Annotated in this window: 24 protein-coding genes; 13 read left to right on the top strand and 11 right to left on the bottom strand. The window is 63.9% G+C overall.

Annotated elements, in window-relative coordinates; all coding sequences use genetic code 11:
- Position 1 precedes the first annotated feature (1 nt).
- Positions 2-928 carry an ABC transporter ATP-binding protein gene (locus tag XH80_RS01850; protein ID WP_271597084.1) on the top strand — a complete coding sequence of 309 codons (927 nt, stop codon included), beginning with the start codon at positions 2-4 and terminating at the stop codon, positions 926-928.
- 13 nt (positions 929-941) lie between these two features.
- The gene (gene cynS / locus XH80_RS01845; RefSeq protein ID WP_183240316.1) at positions 942-1,430 is read left to right on the top strand and encodes a cyanase; all 489 of its coding nucleotides are present in this window, start codon (positions 942-944) and stop codon (positions 1,428-1,430) included.
- Positions 1,431-1,498: 68 nt separating this feature from the next.
- Here the strand turns inward: cynS and purB are convergent, their stop codons facing one another.
- Both purB and XH80_RS01835 read right to left on the bottom strand, forming a co-directional pair.
- Positions 1,499-2,938, bottom strand: a complete 1,440-nt coding sequence (gene purB / locus XH80_RS01840; RefSeq protein ID WP_271597083.1) for an adenylosuccinate lyase — start codon at positions 2,936-2,938, stop codon at positions 1,499-1,501.
- A gap of 64 nt (positions 2,939-3,002) precedes the next feature.
- The gene (locus XH80_RS01835; RefSeq protein WP_271597082.1) at positions 3,003-3,326 is read right to left on the bottom strand and encodes a DUF1476 domain-containing protein; all 324 of its coding nucleotides are present in this window, start codon (positions 3,324-3,326) and stop codon (positions 3,003-3,005) included.
- A 333-nt stretch (positions 3,327-3,659) separates the two neighbouring features.
- On the opposite strand from XH80_RS01835, the gene purC reads away from it, so the two are divergent.
- Positions 3,660-4,427 carry a phosphoribosylaminoimidazolesuccinocarboxamide synthase gene (purC, locus tag XH80_RS01830; RefSeq protein WP_172782948.1) on the top strand — a complete coding sequence of 256 codons (768 nt, stop codon included), beginning with the start codon at positions 3,660-3,662 and terminating at the stop codon, positions 4,425-4,427.
- A 13-nt stretch (positions 4,428-4,440) separates the two neighbouring features.
- Complete coding sequence (gene purS / locus XH80_RS01825) at positions 4,441-4,680, top strand: phosphoribosylformylglycinamidine synthase subunit PurS (RefSeq protein ID WP_057747331.1); 240 nt, start codon at positions 4,441-4,443, stop codon at positions 4,678-4,680.
- A 55-nt stretch (positions 4,681-4,735) separates the two neighbouring features.
- Here the strand turns inward: purS and XH80_RS01820 are convergent, their stop codons facing one another.
- Positions 4,736-5,752, bottom strand: coding sequence for a magnesium and cobalt transport protein CorA (locus XH80_RS01820; RefSeq protein ID WP_271597081.1), 1,017 nt, complete (start codon positions 5,750-5,752; stop codon positions 4,736-4,738).
- A gap of 165 nt (positions 5,753-5,917) precedes the next feature.
- Here XH80_RS01820 and purQ point away from each other — a divergent pair, with 165 nt between their 5' ends.
- Positions 5,918-6,619 (top strand): phosphoribosylformylglycinamidine synthase subunit PurQ, encoded by a 702-nt coding sequence (purQ, locus tag XH80_RS01815; protein ID WP_057747329.1) that lies wholly within the window; start codon positions 5,918-5,920, stop codon positions 6,617-6,619.
- An 8-nt stretch (positions 6,620-6,627) separates the two neighbouring features.
- Entirely contained in the window at positions 6,628-7,590 is a 963-nt protein-coding gene (locus tag XH80_RS01810; protein WP_442869094.1) for a tripartite tricarboxylate transporter substrate binding protein BugD, read from the top strand.
- A 38-nt stretch (positions 7,591-7,628) separates the two neighbouring features.
- On the opposite strand, the gene XH80_RS01805 is transcribed toward XH80_RS01810, so the two are convergent.
- Positions 7,629-8,102 (bottom strand): PaaI family thioesterase, encoded by a 474-nt coding sequence (locus tag XH80_RS01805; RefSeq protein ID WP_271597079.1) that lies wholly within the window; start codon positions 8,100-8,102, stop codon positions 7,629-7,631.
- Positions 8,103-8,288: 186 nt separating this feature from the next.
- Between XH80_RS01805 and purL the strand changes: the two genes are divergently transcribed.
- Positions 8,289-10,499, top strand: coding sequence for a phosphoribosylformylglycinamidine synthase subunit PurL (purL, locus tag XH80_RS01800; protein WP_220002955.1), 2,211 nt, complete (start codon positions 8,289-8,291; stop codon positions 10,497-10,499).
- 112 nt (positions 10,500-10,611) lie between these two features.
- Here purL and XH80_RS01795 read toward each other — a convergent pair whose 3' ends face one another.
- A complete protein-coding gene (locus XH80_RS01795) occupies positions 10,612-11,802 on the bottom strand; it encodes an acyltransferase family protein (protein ID WP_271597078.1) in 1,191 nt (396 codons plus the stop codon).
- Between the two features lie 182 nt (positions 11,803-11,984).
- On the opposite strand from XH80_RS01795, the gene XH80_RS01790 reads away from it, so the two are divergent.
- Positions 11,985-12,158, top strand: coding sequence for a DUF1328 domain-containing protein (locus XH80_RS01790; RefSeq protein WP_083514194.1), 174 nt, complete (start codon positions 11,985-11,987; stop codon positions 12,156-12,158).
- Positions 12,159-12,258: 100 nt separating this feature from the next.
- Here XH80_RS01790 and XH80_RS01785 read toward each other — a convergent pair whose 3' ends face one another.
- Positions 12,259-12,618, bottom strand: coding sequence for a DUF427 domain-containing protein (locus XH80_RS01785; protein WP_057747324.1), 360 nt, complete (start codon positions 12,616-12,618; stop codon positions 12,259-12,261).
- Between the two features lie 224 nt (positions 12,619-12,842).
- On the opposite strand from XH80_RS01785, the gene XH80_RS01780 reads away from it, so the two are divergent.
- Entirely contained in the window at positions 12,843-13,079 is a 237-nt protein-coding gene (locus tag XH80_RS01780) for a BolA/IbaG family iron-sulfur metabolism protein (protein WP_057747323.1), read from the top strand.
- Positions 13,080-13,118: 39 nt separating this feature from the next.
- Positions 13,119-14,312: a low temperature requirement protein A gene (locus XH80_RS01775; RefSeq protein WP_271597077.1), complete on the top strand. Its 1,194-nt coding sequence runs from the start codon at positions 13,119-13,121 to the stop codon at positions 14,310-14,312.
- A 13-nt stretch (positions 14,313-14,325) separates the two neighbouring features.
- On the opposite strand, the gene egtD is transcribed toward XH80_RS01775, so the two are convergent.
- Together egtD and egtB are read right to left on the bottom strand one after the other, a co-directional pair.
- Complete coding sequence (gene egtD, locus XH80_RS01770) at positions 14,326-15,297, bottom strand: L-histidine N(alpha)-methyltransferase (RefSeq protein WP_057747321.1); 972 nt, start codon at positions 15,295-15,297, stop codon at positions 14,326-14,328.
- 50 nt (positions 15,298-15,347) lie between these two features.
- Entirely contained in the window at positions 15,348-16,646 is a 1,299-nt protein-coding gene (gene egtB / locus XH80_RS01765) for an ergothioneine biosynthesis protein EgtB (RefSeq protein WP_271597128.1), read from the bottom strand.
- A gap of 240 nt (positions 16,647-16,886) precedes the next feature.
- Here egtB and grxD point away from each other — a divergent pair, with 240 nt between their 5' ends.
- The 3 genes from grxD to XH80_RS01750 are packed head-to-tail and all read left to right on the top strand — an operon-like array spanning position 16,887 to position 19,096.
- The gene (gene grxD / locus XH80_RS01760; protein ID WP_018647423.1) at positions 16,887-17,213 is read left to right on the top strand and encodes a Grx4 family monothiol glutaredoxin; all 327 of its coding nucleotides are present in this window, start codon (positions 16,887-16,889) and stop codon (positions 17,211-17,213) included.
- A gap of 3 nt (positions 17,214-17,216) precedes the next feature.
- Entirely contained in the window at positions 17,217-17,768 is a 552-nt protein-coding gene (locus XH80_RS01755; protein ID WP_271597076.1) for an O-acetyl-ADP-ribose deacetylase, read from the top strand.
- 44 nt (positions 17,769-17,812) lie between these two features.
- Complete coding sequence (locus XH80_RS01750) at positions 17,813-19,096, top strand: serine hydrolase domain-containing protein (protein WP_271597075.1); 1,284 nt, start codon at positions 17,813-17,815, stop codon at positions 19,094-19,096.
- A 94-nt stretch (positions 19,097-19,190) separates the two neighbouring features.
- Here the strand turns inward: XH80_RS01750 and XH80_RS01745 are convergent, their stop codons facing one another.
- From XH80_RS01745 to XH80_RS01735, 3 genes are all read right to left on the bottom strand, one after another.
- Positions 19,191-20,258, bottom strand: a complete 1,068-nt coding sequence (locus XH80_RS01745; RefSeq protein WP_271597074.1) for a threonine aldolase family protein — start codon at positions 20,256-20,258, stop codon at positions 19,191-19,193.
- Between the two features lie 88 nt (positions 20,259-20,346).
- A complete protein-coding gene (gene rpsD / locus XH80_RS01740; RefSeq protein WP_057747316.1) occupies positions 20,347-20,964 on the bottom strand; it encodes a 30S ribosomal protein S4 in 618 nt (205 codons plus the stop codon).
- Between the two features lie 280 nt (positions 20,965-21,244).
- A complete protein-coding gene (locus XH80_RS01735; RefSeq protein ID WP_271597127.1) occupies positions 21,245-22,012 on the bottom strand; it encodes an acyltransferase in 768 nt (255 codons plus the stop codon).
- Between the last annotated feature and the right edge of the window lie 95 nt (positions 22,013-22,107).

Raw genomic sequence — 22,107 nt, 5'->3', positions numbered from 1 at the left:
TGTGACTGACAAATTCATCTCCATCGAAGGCATCGCGAAGCGCTATCCAGGCTCGGGCGGTGCCACGACGACGATCTTCGAAAATCTCTGGCTGTCGATGGCGCGCGGCGAGTTCGCTTGCGTGATCGGCCATTCCGGCTGCGGCAAGACCACGGTGCTCAACATCCTCGCCGGCCTGGATGCGCCGAGCGAAGGTGCCGTCATCGTCGATGGACAGGCGATATCGGGCACCAGCCTCGACCGCGCCGTGATCTTCCAGAGCCACGCGCTGCTGCCGTGGCGGACCGTGCTCGGCAACGTCGCCTATGCCGTGAGCTCGAAATGGCGGAGCTGGGACCGCGCCAAGGTCAAGGCGCATGCCCAGACCTTTATCGATCTCGTCGGCCTGACGGGTTCGGAACACAAGCGACCGTCCGAACTCTCCGGCGGCATGAAGCAGCGCGTCGGCATCGCGCGGGCGCTGTCGATCACGCCGAAGATGATGCTGATGGACGAGCCGTTCTCGGCGCTCGATGCGCTGACCCGCGGCACGCTCCAGGACGAGGTGCGGCGGATTTGCCTGGAGACCGGGCAGACCGCATTCATGATCACCCACGACGTCGACGAGGCGATCTATCTCGCCGACAAGATTTTCCTGATGACCAATGGCCCGGGTGCAATGCTGGCCGAGGTCGTCGAGAACCCGTTGCCGAGGGATCGCGCCCGCACCGACCTGCACCGCCATCCGCTCTATTACGTGCTGCGCAACCACATCATCGATTTCCTGGTGACGCGCAGCAAGACCTTTGTGGCCGAGCAGCCTGATCACGATCCGCGCAACGTGCCGACCGTGCAGATCGGCAAGCCCGGACTGACGCTCGCCTCGGGCAGTGAAGAGCAGCAACGACAGATCTGGACACCCGGGACCAATCCCGGATTGAGCGCCTAACAAGGAGACCGACATGAAACGCGAAGACCTCACCGAAAAACTGCTCGACATCAAGCGCGAGAAGGGCTGGAGCTGGAAGCACATCTGCGAAAAGATCGGCGGTTATTCCGAGGTGCTGATCGTCGGCGCGATCATGGGCCAGATGAAGTTGACGAAGCCGCAGGCCGCCAATGCCGGCGAGCTGTTCGGCCTGTCGAAGGCCGAGACCGCGATGCTCAACGAGGTGCCGATGCGCGGCACCGGCACGCCGATGCCGCCGACCGATCCCTTGATCTACCGCTTCTACGAAATGGTGATGGTGAACGGTCCGGCCTGGAAGGCGCTGATCGAGGAAGAGTTCGGCGACGGCATCATGTCGGCGATCGATTTCGACATGGCCATCGAGCGCGTCGCCAACCCCAAGGGCGACCGCGTCAAGATCACCATGTCAGGCAAGTTCCTGCCGTACAAATATTACGGCGCCAGCGGCAACGTGCCGGAGTACGGGTTCAAGGAGGGTTGAGGGGGCGAGTGGCGAATTGCGAGTGGACTCCAACCATTCGCTACTCACCATTCGCTACTCACCATTCGCTAGAGAATCGCACCCGGCGTGTACTTGGCGGCTTCAGGCTTCGCCTTTGCCAGCGCGTCGACCTGCTCGGCGAAATAGTCGACCTGGGCGCCGGCGTCGCCGGAATTGGCGCGGCCGTGCTCGAGCACGCGGGCGAGCTCGGCTTCGCCGAGGCCGAGGCGCTGGTCGGCGGCGAGACGCTTGAGCAGATCGTTCTGCACGATCTTGCCGGTGCGCAGGTCTCTGATGGCCGCGACCGCGTGCTCCTTGATCGCTTCATGCGCGCCTTCGCGGCCCGCGCCCTTCTTCACCGCTTCCATCATCACCGTGGTGGTGAGCAGGAAGGGCAGATAGCGGTTGAGCTCGGTGGCGACGACGGCGTCGAAAATTTCCATCTGGTCGAGCACCGAGAGCAGGGTCTCGAGCAGGCCGTCCATGGCGAGGAAGGCGTCCGGCAGCATGACGCGGCGGACCACGGAGCAGGAGACGTCGCCCTCGTTCCACTGGTCGCCGGCAAGGCCTGCGGCCATCGCGAGATAGCCCTTCAGCACCACATGCAGGCCGTTGATGCGCTCGCAGGAGCGGCTGTTCATCTTGTGCGGCATCGCGGAGGAACCGACCTGGCCCTTGGCAAAGCCTTCGCTGGCGAGCTCATGGCCCGCCATCAGGCGCAGCGTCTTGGCGAAATTACCTGGACCGCTGGCGAGCTCGGTCAGCACGCTGACGGCGCGGAAGTCGAGGCTGCGCGGATAGACCTGGCCGACTGCGTCAAAACTCCTGGGCAGGCCGAGATGCTTGAGAATTTGCTTCTCGAGCGCGCGCGCCTTGCCGGCATCGCCGTTGAACAGCGTGATCTGGTCGAGCCTGGTGCCGACGGCGCCCTTCAGGCCGCGCGCGGGATAGCTGTCGAGCACGCTGACGAGGCTCTGATGCGCCACCAGCATCTCCTCGCCGAACATGGCGATGCGCTTGCCGAGCGTGGTGACCTGTGCGGCGACGTTGTGCGTGCGCGCCGTGAACGGCATGTCGCGGAATTGCTTGGCGTGCTTGGCAAAGCGAATGAGGGCGGCGATGCTCTTGGTCTCGATCAGCTGGAGCCCGCGATAGACCTGGAGCTGCTCGACGTTCTCGGTGAGGTCGCGGCTGGTCATGCCCTTGTGCAGGTGCTCGTGACCGGCGAGATCGCAGAACTCCTCGATCCGGGCCTTGACGTCGTGGCGGGTGATGCGCTCGCGCCGCATGATGGAGTCGAGGTCGACCTGGTCCTTGACGCGCTCATAAGCCTCGATCACGCCATCTGGCACCGGGATACCGAGGTCGCGCTGGCCTTTCAGCACGGCGATCCAGTAGTCGCGTTCGAGGCGGACCTTGCCTTCGCCGCTCCAGATGGCGCGCATGGCGGGCGAGGCATAGCGTTGGGCGAGGACGTTGGAGATGTGATCCTGAGACATGCCGCCCATTTGGCACCGCCGGGGGCCGGCTGCAAGCCCGGGAGGACGAGCAGCCCGCCGCTCGCCGTTAAGCTTACTTGCCGGCCTTCACTTCGGCCGCCGCGACCGCGATCAACTCGGCCATCTTGGCCCGAATCGCCTGTTCGGTGAGGGCCACGTTCCCGGCGGCGAAATCGGCCATGACCTTGCGCAGCACGTCGCCATCGCCGGCCTCCTCGAAATCGGCAGCGACCACCTCCCGGGCGTAGGCGGCGGCGTCTTCGCCCGTGATTCCGAGCTTTTCGGCCGCCCACAGCCCCAGCAGCCGGTTGCGGCGGGCCTCCGCCCTGAACTTCTGCTCCTCGTCGAGAGCAAACTTCTTCTCAAACCCTTCTTCGCGCTTGTTGAATTCGCTCATATGTCTTCCGATTCCTGAACGGGCTAGTGAACGCGGGAGCCCTCGTTGCGAGGGGCCCTGCGCATGCCTAGATAAAGGGCAGGATCGGCGAAACAACGAGCCGTAAAGCCGCAGGCAAGGCGGTATAAGTCAGCGTCGGATGGGCCGGATCGATTGTGCTGAGACAGCCAATCGGATAGGTTGCCTGAAGGCTTGGTTCCCGTTCTGTTTCCTCAGGTTTTCCTTGGGTTATAGATGGGTTCCCGGCCGTTCACGGCAGCTCCGCTGTGGGTCGTAACCTGGTAACCGGAGCACACCAAATACATGGATTTCAACAAAACACGGTACATCCCAATGAGCCGTCGGCGTCGCATTTATGAAGGCAAGGCAAAGGTTCTTTACGAAGGTCCCGAGCCCGGTACCCTGATCCAGCACTTCAAGGACGACGCCACCGCGTTCAACGCGAAAAAGCATCAGGTGATCGAGGGCAAGGGTGTCCTCAACAACCGGATCTCGGAGTACCTGTTTCAGCACCTCAACGACATCGGGGTGCCGACCCACTTCATTCGCCGCCTCAACATGCGCGAGCAGTTGATTCGCGAGGTCGAGATCGTGCCGCTGGAAGTGGTGGTGCGGAACGTTGCCGCCGGCTCGCTGTCGCAACGACTCGGCATCGAGGAGGGCACCCAGCTGCCCCGTTCGATCATCGAGTTCTACTACAAGAACGACCAGCTCAACGACCCCATGGTGTCGGAAGAGCACATCACCGCGTTCGGCTGGGCCACGCCCCAGGAGATCGACGACATCATGGCGCTCGCCATTCGCGTCAACGATTTCCTCACCGGCCTTTTCCTCGGCATCGGCATCCGCCTCGTCGACTTCAAGATGGAGTGCGGGCGCCTGTTCGAGAACGAGATGATGCGCATCATCGTCGCCGACGAGATCTCGCCGGACAGCTGCCGCCTCTGGGACATCAAGTCGAACGAGAAGCTCGACAAGGACCGTTTCCGCAGGGATCTCGGCGGCCTGCTCGAGGCTTACACGGAAGTGGCAAAGCGCCTCGGCATTCTCATGGAGAACGAACGTCCGCAGGGCACGGGTCCCGTGCTGGTGAAGAGCTAAGAGGAATATCGACGTGAAGGCACGTGTTACCGTTACCCTGAAGACGGGCATCCTCGATCCGCAGGGCAAGGCCATCGAAGGCGCGCTGAAGTCGCTCGGCATCGACGGCGTCGCCAGCGTCCGCCAGGGCAAGGTGTTCGACATCGAGCTCGCCGGCGCCGACAAGGCCAAGGCCCAAGCAGCGCTGAAGGACGCCGCCGACAAGCTGCTGGCGAATACCGTTATCGAGAACTATCGCGTCGAGATCGTCTGAGTTTAGGTGCGGCCGTAGCCCGGATGGCTCCATCCGGGCTACGAAGCTGCTCGCATCACAGCCAGCCGACGCGGCGGAAGCGCCAGTACAGGCCGGCGCAGGCCAGCGCCATCAGCCCCATGACGACGAAGTAGCTGTACTCCCATTGCAGCTCGGGGATGTATTTGAAGTTCATCCCGTAGATGCCGGCGACGGCAGTGGGGACGGCGAGGATCGCAAGCCATGAGGCGAGCTTCTTCGACACCGCCGTCTCCTGCGCCTGGCCGACCAGAAGGCTCGCCTCGAACGCGAAGGCCAGCACCTCGCGCATGGAATCGATGCGCTCCTGGATATTACGGACGTGGTCGGTGACGTCGCGGAACAGCGGCTGCATGGCCTGCCGCACCATCGACAGCTCGTCATGCTCCAGCCGGCGGCAGACTTCGACCAAAGGCCCGATCGCGTTGCGCAGCCGCAAGAGGTCGCGGCGCAGCATGTACAGGCGCTCGATCTGCGCCTTGGTGATCGGCTTGGAGAGCACGTCTTCCTCGATGCCCTCGACCTCGTCGTGAATGCTCTCGAGCACGGGCGAGTAATTGTCGACGATGAAATCGAGGATCGCATAGAGGATGTAATCCTCGCCGCGGGCGAGCGCCCGCGGACAGCTTTCGCAGCGCTCGCGCACCGGTGTGTATGACGTCGAAGGGCCATGACGCACCGAGACGAGATAGCCTTCGCCGACGAAGATGTGGGTCTCGCCGAAGGCGATCCGGCCCTCGATCAGTTGCGCTGTGCGCGCGACGATGAACAGGGCCTCGCCATATTGCTCGATCTTCGGCCGCTGATGGGCGTGGTTGGCGTCCTCGATGGCGAGCTCGTGCAGGTCGAACTGCTTCTGCACGGCGGCAAGCAGCGCCATGTCGGGCTCGTGCAATCCGATCCAGACCACGTGGCCCGGCTTGGCCCGCCAGCTTGCGGCCTCCTCGATGGCGATATTGGCGACGCGCCTGCCGTCTACATAGGCGCCGGCAGCGACGACACCCTCGGTGGGCACTGGTTCGGCAGGAGAGGTGGGCCGTGACGGGACATTCATGGCATCAATCCCGGGCAAAACCGTTGGGCTCACCCGCCCTGGCTATGGCCTGTGTACAAGGCCATTGCGCAAGGCTAGCACTGGTAAAATTCCCGTCAAATGGCTATGTCTCCTGACGAATTGGCCGCCAGGCCACCGATTCCAGCCATCGTCGGAACCCGAAGCATGAAAGCCGCCATCCTCGTCTTCCCCGGCATCAACCGCGAGCGCGACATGGCGCGGGCGTTGAGGCTGATCTCGGGCCACGAGCCGGCGATGGTGTGGCATGCCGAGACCTCGCTGCCTGCGGGCACCGACCTCGTCGTCGTGCCGGGCGGCTTCTCCTACGGCGATTACTTGCGCTGTGGCGCGATCGCGGCGCGGGCGCCGGTGATGGATGCGGTGCGCGACTATGCGGCCAAGGGCGGCCTCGTGCTCGGCGTCTGCAACGGCTTTCAGATCCTCTGCGAGTCCGGCCTGCTGCCGGGCGTGCTGATGCGCAATGCGCGGCTGAAATTCATCTGCAAGGACGTGCATCTGCGCGTCGAGCGTTCCGACACGCCGTTTACGCGCGGCTACAATGCCGGCCAGGTCATCCGCGTGCCGGTCGCCCATGGCGAGGGCAATTACGAGGCGGATGAAGAGACCATCAAGCGCATCGAGGGCGAGGGGCGCGTGCTCTATCGTTACTGCTCGGCTGATGGCGTGGTCGACGAGGCCAACAACATCAACGGTGCGGCGCATTCCATTGCCGGCCTTCTCAACGACAAGGGCAACGTGCTCGGCATGATGCCGCATCCCGAAAACCACGTCGAAGACATCATGGGCTGCACCGACGGCCGCGGGCTGTTTGCAGGCCTCACGGCGCATCTGGAAAAGGCCGCGTGATCGCTGTGATGGTGAAGCGTGCGCTCGCCGCGATCACGGCGCTCGCGCTCACGCCTGCGGCATTCGCGCAGGATTTTCCGAAGCGTCCGATCACCATGATCGTGCCGTTCGCGGCCGGCGGCACGTCGGACGTGATCGCGCGCACCGTCGCCGAGCAGATGAGCGTGGCGCTCGGCCAGTCCATCGTGATCGAGAATGTCGCGGGCGCCGGTGGCTCGACCGCGCTGGCCCGCGCCTCCCGCGCCGAGCCTGACGGCTACACCATTGCCATCGGCAATGCCGGCACGAATGCTGCGACCTACACGATCTATCCCAAGCTGCCGTTCACACCCGAGTCGTTCGCGCCGATCGCGATGGTGGCCAAGACCTTCGGCATCATCGCACTGCGCAAGGATTTCCCTGCGAAGGATTTGAAGGAGTTCATCGCCTACGCCAAGGCCAATCCGGGCAAGATCAATCTCGGCCATGCCGGGGTCGGTTCGTCGAACTACCTCATCTGCAAGAGTTTTGTCACGGCGGCGGGGATCGACGCGACGCTGGTCGGCTATCGCGGCGCTTCGCCTGCGCTGACGGACGCGATCGGCAGCCAGATCGACGGGGTCTGCGATGCGGCCGCCTCGGTGTCGCAGTCGATCAACGAGAAGCTGGTGAAGGGGCTCGTGGTCGGCTCGACGGTGCGGCTTGCCACGCTGCCCGATCTGCCGACGTCAACTGAAGCGGGCCTGCCCGAATTCGAGGCGCAGGGCTGGAACGGCCTGTTCGCGCCCAAGGGCACGCCGCCTGATATCATCGCCAAGTTGAATGCGGCGGCGCGCACCGCGGTGGAAACCGAGGCGGTGAAGAAGCGCTTTGCGGACCTCTCGACCGTCGCACCTGACTCCGACGAGCACACCCCCGAGATGCTTCAGAAGCTCGTGACGCGCGACGTCGAGAAGTACCGCAAGATGCTGGCGGACGACGCCAAGCAATAGCAGTCCGCGCGAGCGCAGTTGCCGTTGCGCCGGCACGGTCACCGCGGCGCTGCCGGCTTCCGCTTCACCCGCTTGATCGTGCCGGAGAAGGTGAACAGGAGGCGTTCCCCTGACATCATCCCCCCGCGCAGAAAGATCAGCGAGCCGCCGGCACGGGTGACCTCGCCGGTGCACTCGATCAGCTCGCCCTCATGGCCGGCATCGAGGAATTCGCAGGCGAAATTGACGGTCACGCCCTTGCCTTGAAGGGCGTGGCGGCCGATCGCGAACAGGCAGTAGTCGGCGAACGCCATGAAGCAGCCGCCATGGACGTTCTGGGAGCCGTTGAGGTGCTTTTTCTCGACCCGGAAGGCGCAGCGGACCCGGCCGTCCGCCTCGAAGCGGTGCCAGAAGGGGCCGATATGATTCTCAAAGCTGTCGCGGATCCAGGTCTGCCAGCCCGCGAATTCGCCCTCGGTCGCGACATGGAGGTCGGGACGGTGGGGCGGGGGCGTTTTGGTCAATTCGTGCAAGGAAATGGGCCTTCAATTGCGGGTCTTGAGCCCTTAAATCCGATCCGTCCACGCCGTACAATTGTTGTTCCCGTGGAGCCCCCGGCGCAAAACGTGGGACAGCGGGAAAATGCGCCATAAAGGGCTTTTCGAAGCCGTCCGATCTTCCTAAGAACGGCCAAACCGCCGCCGAAAGCTCCTGAAGCCATGAAGAACGAACCCAAGATCACCCCCGAACTGGTTGCCGCCCACGGGCTCAAGCCCGACGAGTATGAGCGCATCCTGAAGCTGATCGGACGGGAGCCGACCTTCACCGAGCTCGGCATCTTCTCGGCGATGTGGAACGAGCACTGCTCCTACAAATCCTCGCGCATCCATCTGCGCGGCCTGCCGACCAAGGCGCCCTGGGTGATCCAGGGCCCCGGCGAGAATGCCGGCGTGATCGACATCGGCGACGGCCAGGCCGTGGTCTTCAAGATGGAGAGCCACAACCACCCGAGCTATATCGAGCCGTACCAGGGCGCGACCACCGGCGTCGGCGGCATCCTGCGCGACGTCTTCACGATGGGCGCGCGCCCGATCGCCTGCCTCAATGCGCTGAGCTTCGGTGCGCCCGAGCACGCCAGGACCCGGCATCTCGTCTCCGGCGTGGTCGCCGGTGTCGGCGGCTACGGCAATTCCTTCGGCGTGCCGACCGTCGGCGGCCAGGTCCGCTTCCACACCCGCTATGACGGCAACATCCTCGTCAACGCCATGGCCGTGGGCCTCGCCGACGCCGACAAGATCTTCTATGCGGCGGCCTCCGGCGTGAACATGCCGATCGTCTATCTCGGCTCCAAGACCGGCCGCGACGGCATCCACGGCGCCTCGATGGCCTCGGCCGAATTCGACGACAAGTCCGAGGAGAAGCGCCCGACCGTGCAGGTCGGCGATCCCTTCGCCGAGAAGCTGCTGCTGGAAGCCTGCCTCGAGATCATGGAGAAGGGCTGCGTCATCGCGATCCAGGACATGGGCGCCGCGGGCCTGACCTGCTCGGCAGTGGAAATGGGCGCCAAGGGCGACCTCGGCGTCGACCTCGATCTCGACGCGGTGCCGACCCGCGAGACCGGCATGAGCGCCTACGAGATGATGCTCTCGGAAAGCCAGGAGCGCATGCTCATGGTGCTCAAGCCCGAGAAGGAAAAGGAAGCCGAGGCGATCTTCAAAAAGTGGGGCCTCGACTTCGCGGTGGTCGGCTACACCACGCCGAGCAAGCGCTTCGTGGTCAAGCATGGCGGTGACGTCATGGCCGATCTGCCGATCAAGGAGCTCGGCGACGAAGCGCCGGTCTATGACCGGCCGCATGTGCCGTCCGCGGCGCTGCCGGTCGTGCATGCGCGCGAGGTGCCGGCGCCGATGGCGCTTGGTGCCGCCCTGGAGAAGCTGATCGGCACACCGGACATGTGCAGCAAGCGCTGGGTCTGGGAGCAGTACGACCACGTCATTCTCGGCAACACCATGCAGCGTCCCGGCGGCGATGCCGCCGTCGTGCGCGTGCAGGACGGGCCGAAGGGGCTGGCGCTGACCGTCGACGTCACGCCGCGCTATTGCGAGGCCGACCCGTTCGAAGGCGGCAAGCAGGCGGTGGCGGAAGCCTGGCGCAACATCACCGCGGTCGGCGGCAAGCCGCTCGCGATCACCGACAATCTCAACTTCGGCAATCCTGAGCGACCCGAAATCATGGGGCAGTTCGTCGGCTGCCTGAAGGGCATCTCGGAAGCCTGCCGCACGCTCGATTTCCCGGTCGTCTCGGGCAACGTCTCGCTCTACAACGAGACCAATGGCCGCGCGATCCTGCCGACGCCCTCGATCGGCGGCGTCGGCCTGCTCGACGATTTCACCAAATCGGCCTCGCTGGCGTTCAAGGCCGAGGGCGAGGCGATCCTGCTGGTCGGCGAGACCCATGGCTGGCTCGGCCAATCCGTTTATTTGCGCGACATCTGCGGTCGCGAGGAGGGCGCGCCGCCGCCGGTCGACCTTGCTGCCGAGAAGCGCAACGGCGACTGCGTGCGCGGCATGATCCATGCGGGCACCGCGACCGCGGTGCACGACCTCTCCGACGGTGGGCTCCTGATTGCGCTGGCCGAAATGGCGATGGCGGGCGGCATCGGCGCAAAGCTGCTGGCAGCGCCGACCTCGCTGGTCTCGCAGGCCTATTGGTTCGGCGAGGACCAGGCGCGCTATCTCGTCACCGTGCCGGAAACCGAAGCCGGCCGCGTGCTCGCCAAGATGCGCGGCTGCGAGGTGCCTTGCGTGCGTATCGGCACCACCGGCGGCGATGCGATCGCGATCTCGGGAGAGACGCCTGTCACGATCGATGCGCTGCGCGCCTCGTTCGAGCGCTGGCTGCCGGAGTATATGGGCGGGAAGGCGGCCTGAAACCGCCACCACAGTATCAGACTCGTAGCCCGGATGGAGCGCAGCGTAATCCGGGACCATCGTCGTTTGTGGCAAGACCCGGATTGCGCTGCGCTCCATCCGGGCTACAAGGTCACAGCACCTTCGATGCCCCGGGGATTTGGCGCAAGGCGCGCGTCAGCGCCCAACTGAACGCGACTGTCAGCACGAATCCCACCATCGCCTTGACGATCGCTGGCAGGTCATAGTCGAACAGCCAGTATTGCAGCCAAAGCGCGATCGGGTAGTGCACCAAAAACATGCCAAAGGCGTCCCGCTGCATCGGATCGAGCAGCCTGGCCGAACCGGATTGTTTGAACCGCTGGAAGAAGGCCAGGATCAGAAACATGATGGCCACGCTGAAGACGGTGACGTTGGCCGCGTAAAGTCCTTCATACCAGTTCGGCAGCGGTGACGGATTCCCGAGGATCTCTCGCTTGATGAAGATCAGCGTCCAGAGCAGGCAATACGGAACGATGGCCAGGACCAGCCACTCCCAGCTTACTTTCGCCATCCGGCCCTCGGCCGAGAGCAGCCCGCGATCCATATTGGCAACGCCGATGCCGGCGCCGAAAAAGAAGTAGGTCGCATAGAGCATCACGCGCCCGTGCTGGACCGAAAACGGCCCGAACTCGAACCAGCTGCTGGGTCCGAAATACATCAGCCCGGGGACGTAGAACGCGGCGCTCACGGCCAGCATGACCGCGAAGAATTCCGCGGGTCGCCGCCGTCCGCGCACCGACAGGCGATTGATCGGGTCGAGCAGGTTGGGCCGCAGACTGTAGAGCAGGCATGCGATCAGATCGAAGGCGAACAAGACCCAGAGAAACCAGATCGGCCCTGATGGCCACGGGCCTTTGGTGATCGTGGTCCACCAGAACTCTGAAAATCCGATCTCCGGATTATTGCGCAGCGAGATCGCGTAGTAGGCGATCGGAATGACCGTGAATGCGCAGATCACGAACGGGATGCCGAGCCGACGAATACGGTCGGCGAGATAGCTCGCCGGCCCCTTGCGAGCGATTCCCGACCAGGCGAACAGGCCCGACAGGAAGAAGAACATCGCCATGAAGAAGCTGTCGGTTGCCAGCACGACCATGTCGAAGCCGAAGAAGAACTTCGGGTCGGTATGACCGAAATAGGTGTAGGGGATAACGGCATGGTGCAGCAGCACCACCAGCGTCAGAAAGGTGCGAGCGCGATCGAGCGATAAATTCCGCGTCTTGGCCTTCGGCTCGGCATACGTTTCCGCGCCAATCGTCGCAGAAGTTGACATGGTCATCATGGCAGCCCCAGTCGCGTTTCCGTCCCGGCCGGACCTAGCGCCGGGACCCCGATTCAGCAAGCGCAGTTTGCGCCGCGACATTCTTCCATCGTGCCTTAGGAACCAGTTCCGCGCAACGCAGTTAGCGTTCCCGAAACGGTGAGCGGCCACCGATTGCGGTCACCAATGTTGCGGAGCTGGCGATGACGATCCTGAAATGGGCCCTGATATTCCTGCTGATCTCGATTGTAGCCGGTGTGCTCGGCTTCACCGGCATCTCTGCCGCCTCGGCCGACATCGCCCGCTTCCTATTCTACGTCTTCGTCGTGATCTTCCTGGTGCTGCTGATACTCGGGCTTACGGTGTTCAGGGCGTAGCGACAGGAGTCGTTCCGGGGCGATGCAAAGCATCGAACCCGGAATCTCGAGATTCCGGGTTCGCGTCTAGGACGCGCCCCGGAATGACGGCACCAAACAACTACCCCACTTCCTCGATCTTCACCTTGTCCGGATAGAAAGCGAGATGGCCCGTAATCTCCGCCATCGCGGGGAAGGGCGTCTCGTAGGTCCAGATGGCGTTGTCGAGCGTCTTGCCGTCGGCCTTGATGCTGTAATAGCTGGCGTCACCCTTGTAAGGGCAATGGGTGGTGCGCTCGGAGCGCTCCAGCAGCGCCATATTGGCATCTTCGCGCGGCAGATACTGCACTGCCGGATATCTGGCCTCCTTCAGCGTCAGTGCCTTGGTGCTCTCCGCGATCACGATGTCGCCCGCCGTCACGCGGACGCGGCGGGGATTTTGGGTGATGGTGATGGGGTGGTCGGGGCCTGGAAGCTTCATGATTTCACGCCTTTTCGATCAATCTGCCGCGCGCGGCACTTTGTCGTGCCTTTATCCTGATGGGATGAGGGATATAGTGCTGGAAAGCGTGACGTAGAAGGCCGTTCACGCTAAGTTTGGTCCTGCCGGCAAGTTCGGCTTTACGGATCCGGACCCCGGCAAATGATTCGACGCCAAGGCTGCAAGCCGTCACGCTGTAAGCCGACATAAGGAGCAAGACCCGAATGCCCATGGACGCCCACGATATCGAGGCGATGATCAAGGCAGCGATCCCCGATGCCGAGGTGACCATCCGTGACCTCGCCGGTGATGGCGACCACTATGCCGCGACCGTGATCTCGGAATCCTTCCGCGGCAAGTCCCGCGTCCAGCAGCACCAGATCGTCTATCGGTCCCTGCAGGGCCAGATGGGCGGCGTGCTGCATGCGCTGGCGCTGCAAACCGGCGTACCAAGTGCTTGAATAGACTGCACCTGACCTGATCGCGCAACGGGGATGCTGATGGCTGCGGACAATCCGCGCGGCGTGATGTTTCGCGTCATCGTGCCGAACCAGCCGAGCCGTGTCACCAATGCCGAGCTGTTCTTCGACCTGGTTTTTGTCTTCGCCGTCACGCAGGTTTCGCACACGCTGCTGAACCACTTCACGCCGCTTGGCGCGGTCGAGGTCACGCTGCTGTTCCTGGCGGTGTGGTGGGTGTGGGTCTACACGGCCTGGGTCACCAACTGGCTCAACCCCGACCTGACGCCGGTCCGCATCCTGATCTTCCTGATGATGCTGGGCGGCCTCGTGCTGTCGACCACGATCCCGACCGCCTTCGATGGCCGCGGCCTGTGGTTTGCCATCGCCTATGCGGCCATGCAGGTTGGACGTACCGCGTTCTGGCTGTTTGCGACTCCTCGCCATCGCACCGCCGTGCGGCACAATGCGATCCGCATTCTGGTCTGGCTCTGCGGCTCTGCGGTGTTCTGGATCCTGGGCGGTCTTGCCCATGGCGAGGAGAGGCTGTGGTTCTGGATCGTGGCGCTCGGAATCGAGTACGTCTCGCCCGCGGTCCGCTTCTGGGTCCCCAAGCTCGGCTTCTCGTCGGTCGAGGCCTGGGCCGTCGAGGGCGGCCACATGGCCGAGCGCTGTGCCGGCTTCATCATCATCGCACTCGGCGAGGCCGTCGTCGTCAATGGCGCGGCCTTCGCCGAGCTGACTTGGAGCGCGGACAATATCCTGGCTTTCGTCACGTGCCTGGTCGGGAGCATCGCGATGTGGTGGATCTATTTCCACAAGGGCGCCGAAGCCGGCTCCGAGGTGATCTCGAAAGCGGCCGAATCCGGCCGGGTGGCGCGGCTTGCCTACACCTATCTGCACATGCCGATCGTCGCCGGCATCATCCTCACCGCCGTCTCGGACGAGCTGGTGCTGAAGCACCCCGCCGGGCATCCCGATGTCCGCACCATCGTCAGCACGATCGGCGGTCCCCTGGTGTTTCTGGTCGGCACCATTCTGTTCAAGCACTCGATCCGCGGCTTCCTCCAGCTCTCCCACGGTGTCGGCATCATCCTGCTGCTGGCGCTGTGGTGGTTCGCGGCGGACCTGTCGCCGCTCTGGCTGTCGGTCGCGACCAGCGTGATCATGATCGTGGTCGCGGTGTGGGAATCGGTGTCGCTCGGGGCGAAGGTGGAAGAGGCCGAGGAGCGTTGAGGCGCCGCAGCTTTTACTCCGCGACCTCCAGCGCGTGCACCGAGAACATCTTCGCCGCATCGGTCCAGCTCTCGCGCACGCGCCAGCCGGCGCCTCGCGCCAGCGCGGCGAAGCGCTCCAGGCTGTATTTGTAGCTGTTCTCGGTGTGAATGCTCTCGCCGGGCCGGAACGAGAAGCTGGTGCCGAGCAGGCGCACGGTCTGGCTCTTCTTGCTGATCAGATGCATCTCGATGCGGTGCCGGTCGTGATTGTAGATCGCGCCATGGGTGAACGCCGAGAGGTCGAAATTGCCGCCGAGCTCACGATTGATCCGCACCAGCACGTTGAGATTGAACCGCGCGGTGATGCCGGCCGCATCATTGTAGGCGGCGTGAAGCAGGCGCTCCTCTTTCTCCAGGTCGGCGCCGATGATCATCTGCGCGCCCTGGCCAAGAATCTGGCGGGCGCTCCTCAGGAACGCCTGGGCTTCATGCGGCTCGAAATTGCCGATGGTCGAGCCCGGGAAGAAGCCGACCTTCGGCATTGATGCGACCGCCTTCGGCAGCTCGAACGGCGTGGTGAAGTCGGCGGCCACCGGATAGATGCCGAGCGAGGGAAAGTCGCGCTTCAGGCCATTGGCCTGCGCCTGCAGGAAATCGCCGGAGATGTCGACCGGAACATAGGCGGCGAATTTGGCCTGGTTCAGCAGCAGGCGGACCTTTGTGGTGGAGCCTGCGCCGAACTCGACCAGGGCGGCATTCTCGGGGATGATCTTCGCGATCTCGCTGCCGCGCTCCTTCAGGATCGATAGCTCGGTGCGCGTCGGATAATATTCCGGCAGACGCGTGATCGCCTCAAACAGCTCAGATCCGGTCGCGTCATAGAAATATTTCGGCGACAGTTTTTTCGGCTGCTGCGAGAGCTGCTCGATCGCCTCGCGGGCGAATGCGGTCGTCTGCTCGTCGGGGAGATGGGCTTCGGCCAAAGCGCTGGCGTGCACATTCATGATACTCTCCTGAACGCGCTGTCCGGCGCGTATTCGTCGTCGGATGAGAACTAGTCGTAGTCGGCGAGCCGCAACCCCGTGAATTGCCAGCGGTGGTGCGGATAGAAGAAGTTGCGGTATGTGACGCGGCTGTGACCGTCAGGTGTCGCCAGCGAGGAGCCGCGCAGGACCAGCTGGTTGACCATGAACTTGCCGTTGTACTCGCCGAGCGCGCCTTCTACGGCGCGGTAGCCGGGGTAGGGCGAATACGACGACCGCGTCCATTGCCAGACGATGCCGAAGGCATCGTTGAGCTGCCCCGCGCGCGCCGCGACCTCCCATTCCATCTCGGTCGGCAGATGCTTTCCGGCCCAGCGCGCAAACGCATCGGCCTCGTAATAGCTGATGTGGCAGACCGCCGCGTCCGGATCGACCGGCTTGACGCCGGCAAGCGTCATCACATGCCACTGCCCGTCGATCTCACGCCAATGGCCTGGAGCCTGCCAGTCTTCCTTGCTGGCCGCGGCGAAGCCGTCCATCAGCCACAGCGTCGCACGCCGGTAGCCGCCGTCGCGCATGAAGGCTAGCCATTCGCGGTTGGTGACGAGATTGCGGGCGATCTTGACCGGGCCGACCAGCGCGCGATGCGCCGGCTTCTCGTTGTCGAAATGAAAGCTGTCGTCGACATGGCCGACGGTGTGGATGCCTTCGGTGAGCGTCAGCCAGTCCTCGCCAGCGCGCGTCCCGGCCGGAAATCGCCAGTCCTTGTCGTAAGCCGGATAGACCGGGTTCTGCGCGAAGGCGTGCAGGATGTCGGTGTACATCAACTCCTGATGTTGTTGCTCATGGTTCAGCCCGACTTCGACCAGGGGCGCGATCTTGCGGAGCTTGTCCTCGCCGGCCTTGCGGAAGAATTGGACGATCGCGGCATCGACATAGCTGCGATAGGCACCGACCTCGGTGGCGCTGGGCCGCGTGATGTCGCCGCGATGATTGCGGGCGTGGCGCGGGCCGGCGCTGACGTAATAGGAATTGAACAGGAAGGCGAAGTCGGGATGGAAGGGGCGGTACCCGGGCGCGTGCTCGCCGAGCAGAAACTGCTCCCAGAACCAGGTCGTATGGGCCCGATGCCATTTCGCCGGGCTCGCGTCCGGCATGGATTGGATCTGCTGGTCCTCGGGTGAGAGCGGCGCGGCGCGCCGCTCAGTCTCGGCACGAACGGCCAGAAACGCGCTCTCCAGCGCCTGCGCGAGGCCATCAGGGGTGGCCGGGGGTGACGAAAGCGGCTGATCGGCCGTAGCGGAGGCTTGTTTCGTCACGTTTTTCTCCAGACAGGACAAAAGAACGTTGTTGGCGAACCCAGGTTCCAAAACCAAGGTTCGTCCTAGATAGGGGCTCCGTTACGGTATGAAAGTCCTCCCCGGCGATGATATTCGTGTCATCATGCAATGGCGCCGGGGCCGCCCTGGCCTGACGTCCAGGGACTGCTCTTTGCCATTTTACTTTGGATGCACAACGGTTTGGGCTACATATATAGGCAGGTATCGGGTTAACTCGGCTGAGCCGGCCCGGATTGATAATTGAGGGCTCTGCCCCAGAAGGACACGGATATGAGCATCGCGGAATTCATCGACAACGAAGTGAAGTCGAACGACGTGGTTCTGTTCATGAAGGGGACGCCGCAATTTCCGCAGTGCGGTTTCTCCGGCCAGGTCGTGCAGATCCTCGACCACATCGGCGTCGGTTATAAGGGCCTCAACGTGCTCGAATCCGCCGAGCTGCGTAACGGCATCAAGGAATATTCGAACTGGCCGACGATCCCGCAGCTCTATGTGAAGGGCGAGTTCATCGGCGGCTGCGATATCGTGCGTGAGATGTTCCAGGCCGGCGAATTGCAGCAGCTCTTCTCCGAGAAGGGCGTCGTCGTCGCGGCCTGATCCGTGACAGTGCTGAGGCGCCGGATCGGCGACGTCCAGCTCGAAATCATCGTCGCCGACATTACGACCCTCGGCGTTGACGCCATCGTCAACGCCGCCAACTCGTCTCTTCTTGGTGGAGGCGGCGTCGATGGTGCGATTCATCGCGCGGCCGGCCCGGAGCTGGTGGCCGAATGCCGCATGCTCCACGGCTGCAAGACGGGCGATGCGAAGATCACCAAAGGCTACCAGCTCAAGGCCGCGCACGTGATCCACACCGTGGGACCGGTCTGGAACGGTGGTACGCTGGGTGAGGACGATCTGCTCGCCTCCTGCTACCGCCGCTCAATGGAACTGTGCGGCAAGCACAAGTTGTCGTCGGCGGCCTTCCCCGCGATTTCGACCGGCATTTACCGCTTTCCTGCCGGCCGGGCCGCGAAGATTGCGATCGAAACGACCATTGGAGCCCTGCCGGCCTCCCCCTCGGTCGGCCACGTCATATTTTGCTGCTTCTCGGAGGCAAGCGCCGCCCTGCATGCGGACGTTCTGGCCCGGCACGGCAGCCCTTGTGCCTGACAATTGGGTCAGTACACTCCGCCAGCCATGTTCCGGGAGGGGATATGATTTCACGTTTTGGACGATTTGCATTGGCCTGCGGTGCGCTTGTCTCGTTTGGGACGATGTCGGCGCGCGCGGAGGGCACCTACGAGATTCCGGCCGGCGCACATTTCAATCAGGACAAGCTCGCCAAGGTCAGCGAGTTCTTCAAGAACGAGGTCGCGACCGGCAAGATCGCCGGCGCGACCGTGCTGATCCAGCAGCACGGCAAGCCCGTCTATCACGAAGCCTTCGGCGTGCAGGACGTGGTCAGCAAGGCGCCGATCACCGACAAGACGATCTTCCGCCTGTCGTCGCTAACCAAGGTGATCACCTCCGTTGTGGCGATGCAATTGATCCAGGACGGAAAGATCAAGCTCGACGATCCCGTCTCGAAATACATTCCCTCCTTTGCAAATGTGAAGGTCGGTGAGGAGAAGAAGGCCGAAGACGGCACCAAGACGCTCGAGCTGGTACCACTGGTCCGGCCCATTACCATTCTCGACCTGATGCGCCATACCTCCGGGATCACTTACGGCTTCTATGGCGACAGTCTGGTTCGCAAGGCCTATCGCGACGCCAACATCTACGCGGGCGAATTCGATCTCGCCGAGTTTGCCGAGCGGATCGCCAAGCTGCCGCTGCACAATCAACCTGGCGCGCTCTGGCAGTACGGCCATTCCACCGACATTCTGGCGCGGATCATGGAGATCGTGTCCGGAAAGACATTGTTCGAACTCGAGAAGGAAAAGCTGCTCGATCCGCTCGGTATGACCGATACAGGCTTCTTCGTCACCGAACCGGAGAGGCTGAAACGGCTCGCCCAGCCGCTGCCGAACGACAGCAATTTCCGGGTCGGCCGCGAGTACAGGACTGAGGTTCGCCAGAAGTGGGAATCCGCCAGCGGCGGCATGGTCTCGACCCTGGCGGACTTTTCGCGCTTTGCGCAGATGCTGGTCGATGGAGGAACGTTCGAGGGCAAGACCTATCTCAGCCCGAAGACGTTCGAGCTGATGGCATCGGACCATGCCGGCAAGGACTCCGGCGTTGAGCGGGACTACTTCTATTTTCCCGGTGACGGTTTTGGCATGGGACTTGGGTTTGCCGTGCGCACCGATCCCGGTAATGCCAAGCCGCCGCCGCCCGGCGATCTTGGCGAGTTGAAGTGGGACGGCGCCAGCGGTTGCTATTTGGTGGTCGATCGCAAGCAGGACATGTTCTTTGTGCTGCTGGAGCAGACCCCGACCGAGCGCCAGCGCATCCAACGGACATTGAAGCTTTTGGTCTATGAGGCCATGGAGAACTGAAATGTTCGCGCGCCGCGCTCCTGGCGGCGCTCGCTCTCTGATGAAACACTGTCCCGGATTTCGCTGCGCTCGATCCGGGCTGCGGGGCCAGGCCTCACGCCGCGCGCACGATCTCGCGCACGTAGCCGATGGCTTCCTCGATCTTCGCCGCGTCGACGTCGAGATGGGTGCAGGCGCGGATGCGGCCGTCCATCATCGCGAGCGTCACGCCGCGCTGCCTGAGGGCCGCGACCATCTTGTCGCCGGGGATGCCGGCGCCGTCGGGCTTGAAGAACACGAGGTTGGTCTCGGGCTCCTGGACCTCGATGCCGGCGATCTGCGACAGGCCGCGCGCGAGCGCGCGCGCATTGGCATGGTCGTCGGCGAGGCGCTCGACGTGATGGTCGAGCGCGTAGATACAGGCGGCCGCGCAGATTCCGGCCTGCCGCATCGAGCCGCCAAGGCGCTGCTTCCACTGCCAGACCGCGTCGATGAATTCGCGGGTGCCGGCGAGCACGCCGCCGATCGGTGCGCCGAGGCCCTTGGAGAAATCGATCCAGGCCGAATCCCAGCCCGCGGTCATGTCGCGCGGCGAGATGCCGCTTGCCACTGTCGCGTTCAGCAGGCGCGCGCCGTCCATATGCGTCACAAGGCCGTGCTGTTTGGCGATCGCGACGATCTCGTCGAGCGCGGCCTTCTTCCAGATCGTGCCGCCGCCGATATTGGCGGTCTGCTCGACGCTGACGACCCGCTGCGTCGGCTGGTAGCGCGTGCGCGGATGCAGGGCCTTGCGGAGCGTCTCCGGCGTGAACTGGCCGTCGGGGCCCTTGAGCTGCGTGACCTGGAAGCCGCCGATCGCGGCATGCGCGCCGCCTTCGCGGGCGATGATGTGCGCGGTCTCATGCGCCAGGATCTCGTCGCCGGGCCGGCAATGCACCAGCGTCGCGGTGACGTTGCACATCGTCCCTGACGGCATGTAGACCGCCGCTTCCTTACCCATCAGCGCGGCGACGCGCTCGCACAGCGCATTCACGGTCGGATCGTCGCCGACCTGCTCGTCGCCGACTTCGGCCCGCGCCATCGCCTCGCGCATCGCAGCCGTCGGCCTGGTTTGCGTATCCGAGAGCAGATTGATGCGCACCGGCGGCGCCTTGGGATCGACGGGGGGAGGGGTGTAGAGCATGCGACGGCTCCTCAAGCGATGCGGCCACTGAAATGTGGCTCTTAAGCAAAAAGGCCCCGGCGAACCGGGGCCTTTCGACATTCAAATCTTAGCGCGAATAGAATTCGACGACCAGATGGGGCTCCATCTGCACCGGGAACGGCACGTCGGAGAGGGCGGGGATGCGCACGTACTTTGCGGTCATCTTGCCGTGGTCGACTTCGAGATAGTCGGGGGTGTCGCGCTCGGGGAGCTGGCTGGCTTCGAGAACGTGGGCGAGCTGCTTGGAGGCTTCCTTGACCTCGACGACGTCGCCGACCTTGACCTGATAGCTCGAGATGTTGACCTTGCGGCCGTTCACCTTGATGTGGCCGTGGTTGATGAACTGGCGCGCGGCGAAGATCGTCGAGACGAACTTGGCGCGATACACGACCGCGTCGAGACGACGCTCCAGCAGGCCGATCAGGTTCTCGCCGGTGTCGCCCTTGAGGCGGCTGGCCTCGACATAGATGCCGTGGAACTGGCGCTCGGAGATGTTGGCGTAGTAGCCCTTCAGCTTCTGCTTGGCGCGCAGCTGCACGCCGAAGTCCGAGAGCTTGCCCTTGCGGCGCTGGCCGTGCTGGCCGGGACCGTACTCGCGGCGGTTCACGGGGCTCTTCGGGCGGCCCCAGATGTTCTGGCCCATACGGCGATCGATCTTGTACTTCGCCTCACTGCGCTTAGTCATCGCGTCCTCTTCGGTTGCATGGTTTGAGGAAACGCGCCCTCCTGTGTGCCGGGATGATTCCCGGCACCGACAGGTCCGATCCCCAAAGCTTAAGGGACCAAACCACGGGTCGCGAAACGCTTCGCGGGCCGAAACCGGCCCGCGAGCAGGCGGCTTTTAGGGGAGTTTGGGGTTCGCTGTCAATTCTTTAGCCGGTCATTCCGGGGCACCCGCAGGGTGAACCCGGAATCTCGAGATCCCGGGTTCGGTGCTGCGCACCGCCCCGGGATGACCGCTACGATCACGTCCCAACCGCCCGGATCGGCTTGGTGCCCGCCGCGCGCAATTCCGCAGCAATTTCAGTGTTCAGGACCTGTTCCAGCCGGGTCAGGACCCGGGCGATAGGGGCAGCGTCCGTCACCCGGTGGTCCCAGCGGATTACGACATGGATGGTCTGGTCCGGCTCGACAAGGCCGTAGCTGACGATGAACGGGCCGGGTGTGATGGGATGAAGCTCGCCGCCGCCATAGGCGGCCACCGAGCTTACCGCGAAGCTGCCGAACCAATTGCCGCGCTGCCGGCCGAAATTCAGGCCCACCGCCCAGAACAGGCGCCGCAGCGGCAGCGGTAGCCGGGTGACCCGCATGACCTTACGGAACATGGGGATATCAGCGACCGGGGCCGTCTTGGCGCGCCGGATCTCGGTATCGATCGCGACCAGGGTCATCACCTCTGGCGCAGCGATCCGCTGCGGCATGACGCATTCCTCGCCATTCTCGAGCCGGGCGATCGCCACCGACGCCACGCTATTGGGGAGCTCATAGAGCGTCGGCCAGGGCCATTTGGCGTAGACGGTGCGCAGCACCGGCTCATCCCTTGCCACCAGGGCAAACGCCTTGACGAACATGGCCGCCCAGCCGGCCGGCGCCCTCGCGCCCGCGCGGGCCTCCTGCAGGGGGCGGATATTGAGCGAGCGGGAGAGCGACACGAACGGCACGCCCCTCGAGGCGTGCATCAGGTCGACGATCAGGCGACGCGGCAGGGAAATGTTCTTGGGTTGACCGCGCATCGTTCCTTCGGTTCCCGCGGACTCACAGGGGACTGGCGGCGAGGGGGCGCCGCTCGCCGCCTGCTCTAGCACGCCGCGACGGCTGAAGGCGAGAA

Origin of the sequence: Bradyrhizobium sp. CCBAU 45384 (assembly GCF_028128665.1) — a bacterium.
In the GTDB taxonomy this organism is placed as follows: Bacteria; Pseudomonadota; Alphaproteobacteria; order Rhizobiales; family Xanthobacteraceae; genus Bradyrhizobium; species Bradyrhizobium manausense.
Note: the sequence above shows the minus strand (reverse complement) of the source record. Positions and strands in the feature narration are given on the sequence as shown.

Excerpts from the sequence above, each read along its gene's own strand:
- cynS (WP_183240316.1), top strand. The coding sequence starts at position 942 with ATGAAACGCGAAGACCTCACCGAAAAACTGCTCGACATCAAGCGCGAG.
- purB (WP_271597083.1), bottom strand. The coding sequence starts at position 2,938 with ATGGGCGGCATGTCTCAGGATCACATCTCCAACGTCCTCGCCCAACGC.
- XH80_RS01835 (WP_271597082.1), bottom strand. The coding sequence starts at position 3,326 with ATGAGCGAATTCAACAAGCGCGAAGAAGGGTTTGAGAAGAAGTTTGCT.
- purC (WP_172782948.1), top strand. The coding sequence starts at position 3,660 with ATGAGCCGTCGGCGTCGCATTTATGAAGGCAAGGCAAAGGTTCTTTAC.
- XH80_RS01820 (WP_271597081.1), bottom strand. The coding sequence starts at position 5,752 with ATGAATGTCCCGTCACGGCCCACCTCTCCTGCCGAACCAGTGCCCACC.
- purQ (WP_057747329.1), top strand. The coding sequence starts at position 5,918 with ATGAAAGCCGCCATCCTCGTCTTCCCCGGCATCAACCGCGAGCGCGAC.
- XH80_RS01810 (WP_442869094.1), top strand. The coding sequence starts at position 6,628 with ATGGTGAAGCGTGCGCTCGCCGCGATCACGGCGCTCGCGCTCACGCCT.
- purL (WP_220002955.1), top strand. The coding sequence starts at position 8,289 with ATGAAGAACGAACCCAAGATCACCCCCGAACTGGTTGCCGCCCACGGG.
- XH80_RS01795 (WP_271597078.1), bottom strand. The coding sequence starts at position 11,802 with ATGATGACCATGTCAACTTCTGCGACGATTGGCGCGGAAACGTATGCC.
- XH80_RS01790 (WP_083514194.1), top strand. The coding sequence starts at position 11,985 with ATGACGATCCTGAAATGGGCCCTGATATTCCTGCTGATCTCGATTGTA.
- XH80_RS01785 (WP_057747324.1), bottom strand. The coding sequence starts at position 12,618 with ATGAAGCTTCCAGGCCCCGACCACCCCATCACCATCACCCAAAATCCC.
- XH80_RS01780 (WP_057747323.1), top strand. The coding sequence starts at position 12,843 with ATGCCCATGGACGCCCACGATATCGAGGCGATGATCAAGGCAGCGATC.
- XH80_RS01775 (WP_271597077.1), top strand. The coding sequence starts at position 13,119 with ATGGCTGCGGACAATCCGCGCGGCGTGATGTTTCGCGTCATCGTGCCG.
- egtD (WP_057747321.1), bottom strand. The coding sequence starts at position 15,297 with ATGAATGTGCACGCCAGCGCTTTGGCCGAAGCCCATCTCCCCGACGAG.
- grxD (WP_018647423.1), top strand. The coding sequence starts at position 16,887 with ATGAGCATCGCGGAATTCATCGACAACGAAGTGAAGTCGAACGACGTG.
- XH80_RS01750 (WP_271597075.1), top strand. The coding sequence starts at position 17,813 with ATGATTTCACGTTTTGGACGATTTGCATTGGCCTGCGGTGCGCTTGTC.
- XH80_RS01745 (WP_271597074.1), bottom strand. The coding sequence starts at position 20,258 with ATGCTCTACACCCCTCCCCCCGTCGATCCCAAGGCGCCGCCGGTGCGC.
- rpsD (WP_057747316.1), bottom strand. The coding sequence starts at position 20,964 with ATGACTAAGCGCAGTGAGGCGAAGTACAAGATCGATCGCCGTATGGGC.
- XH80_RS01735 (WP_271597127.1), bottom strand. The coding sequence starts at position 22,012 with ATGCGCGGTCAACCCAAGAACATTTCCCTGCCGCGTCGCCTGATCGTC.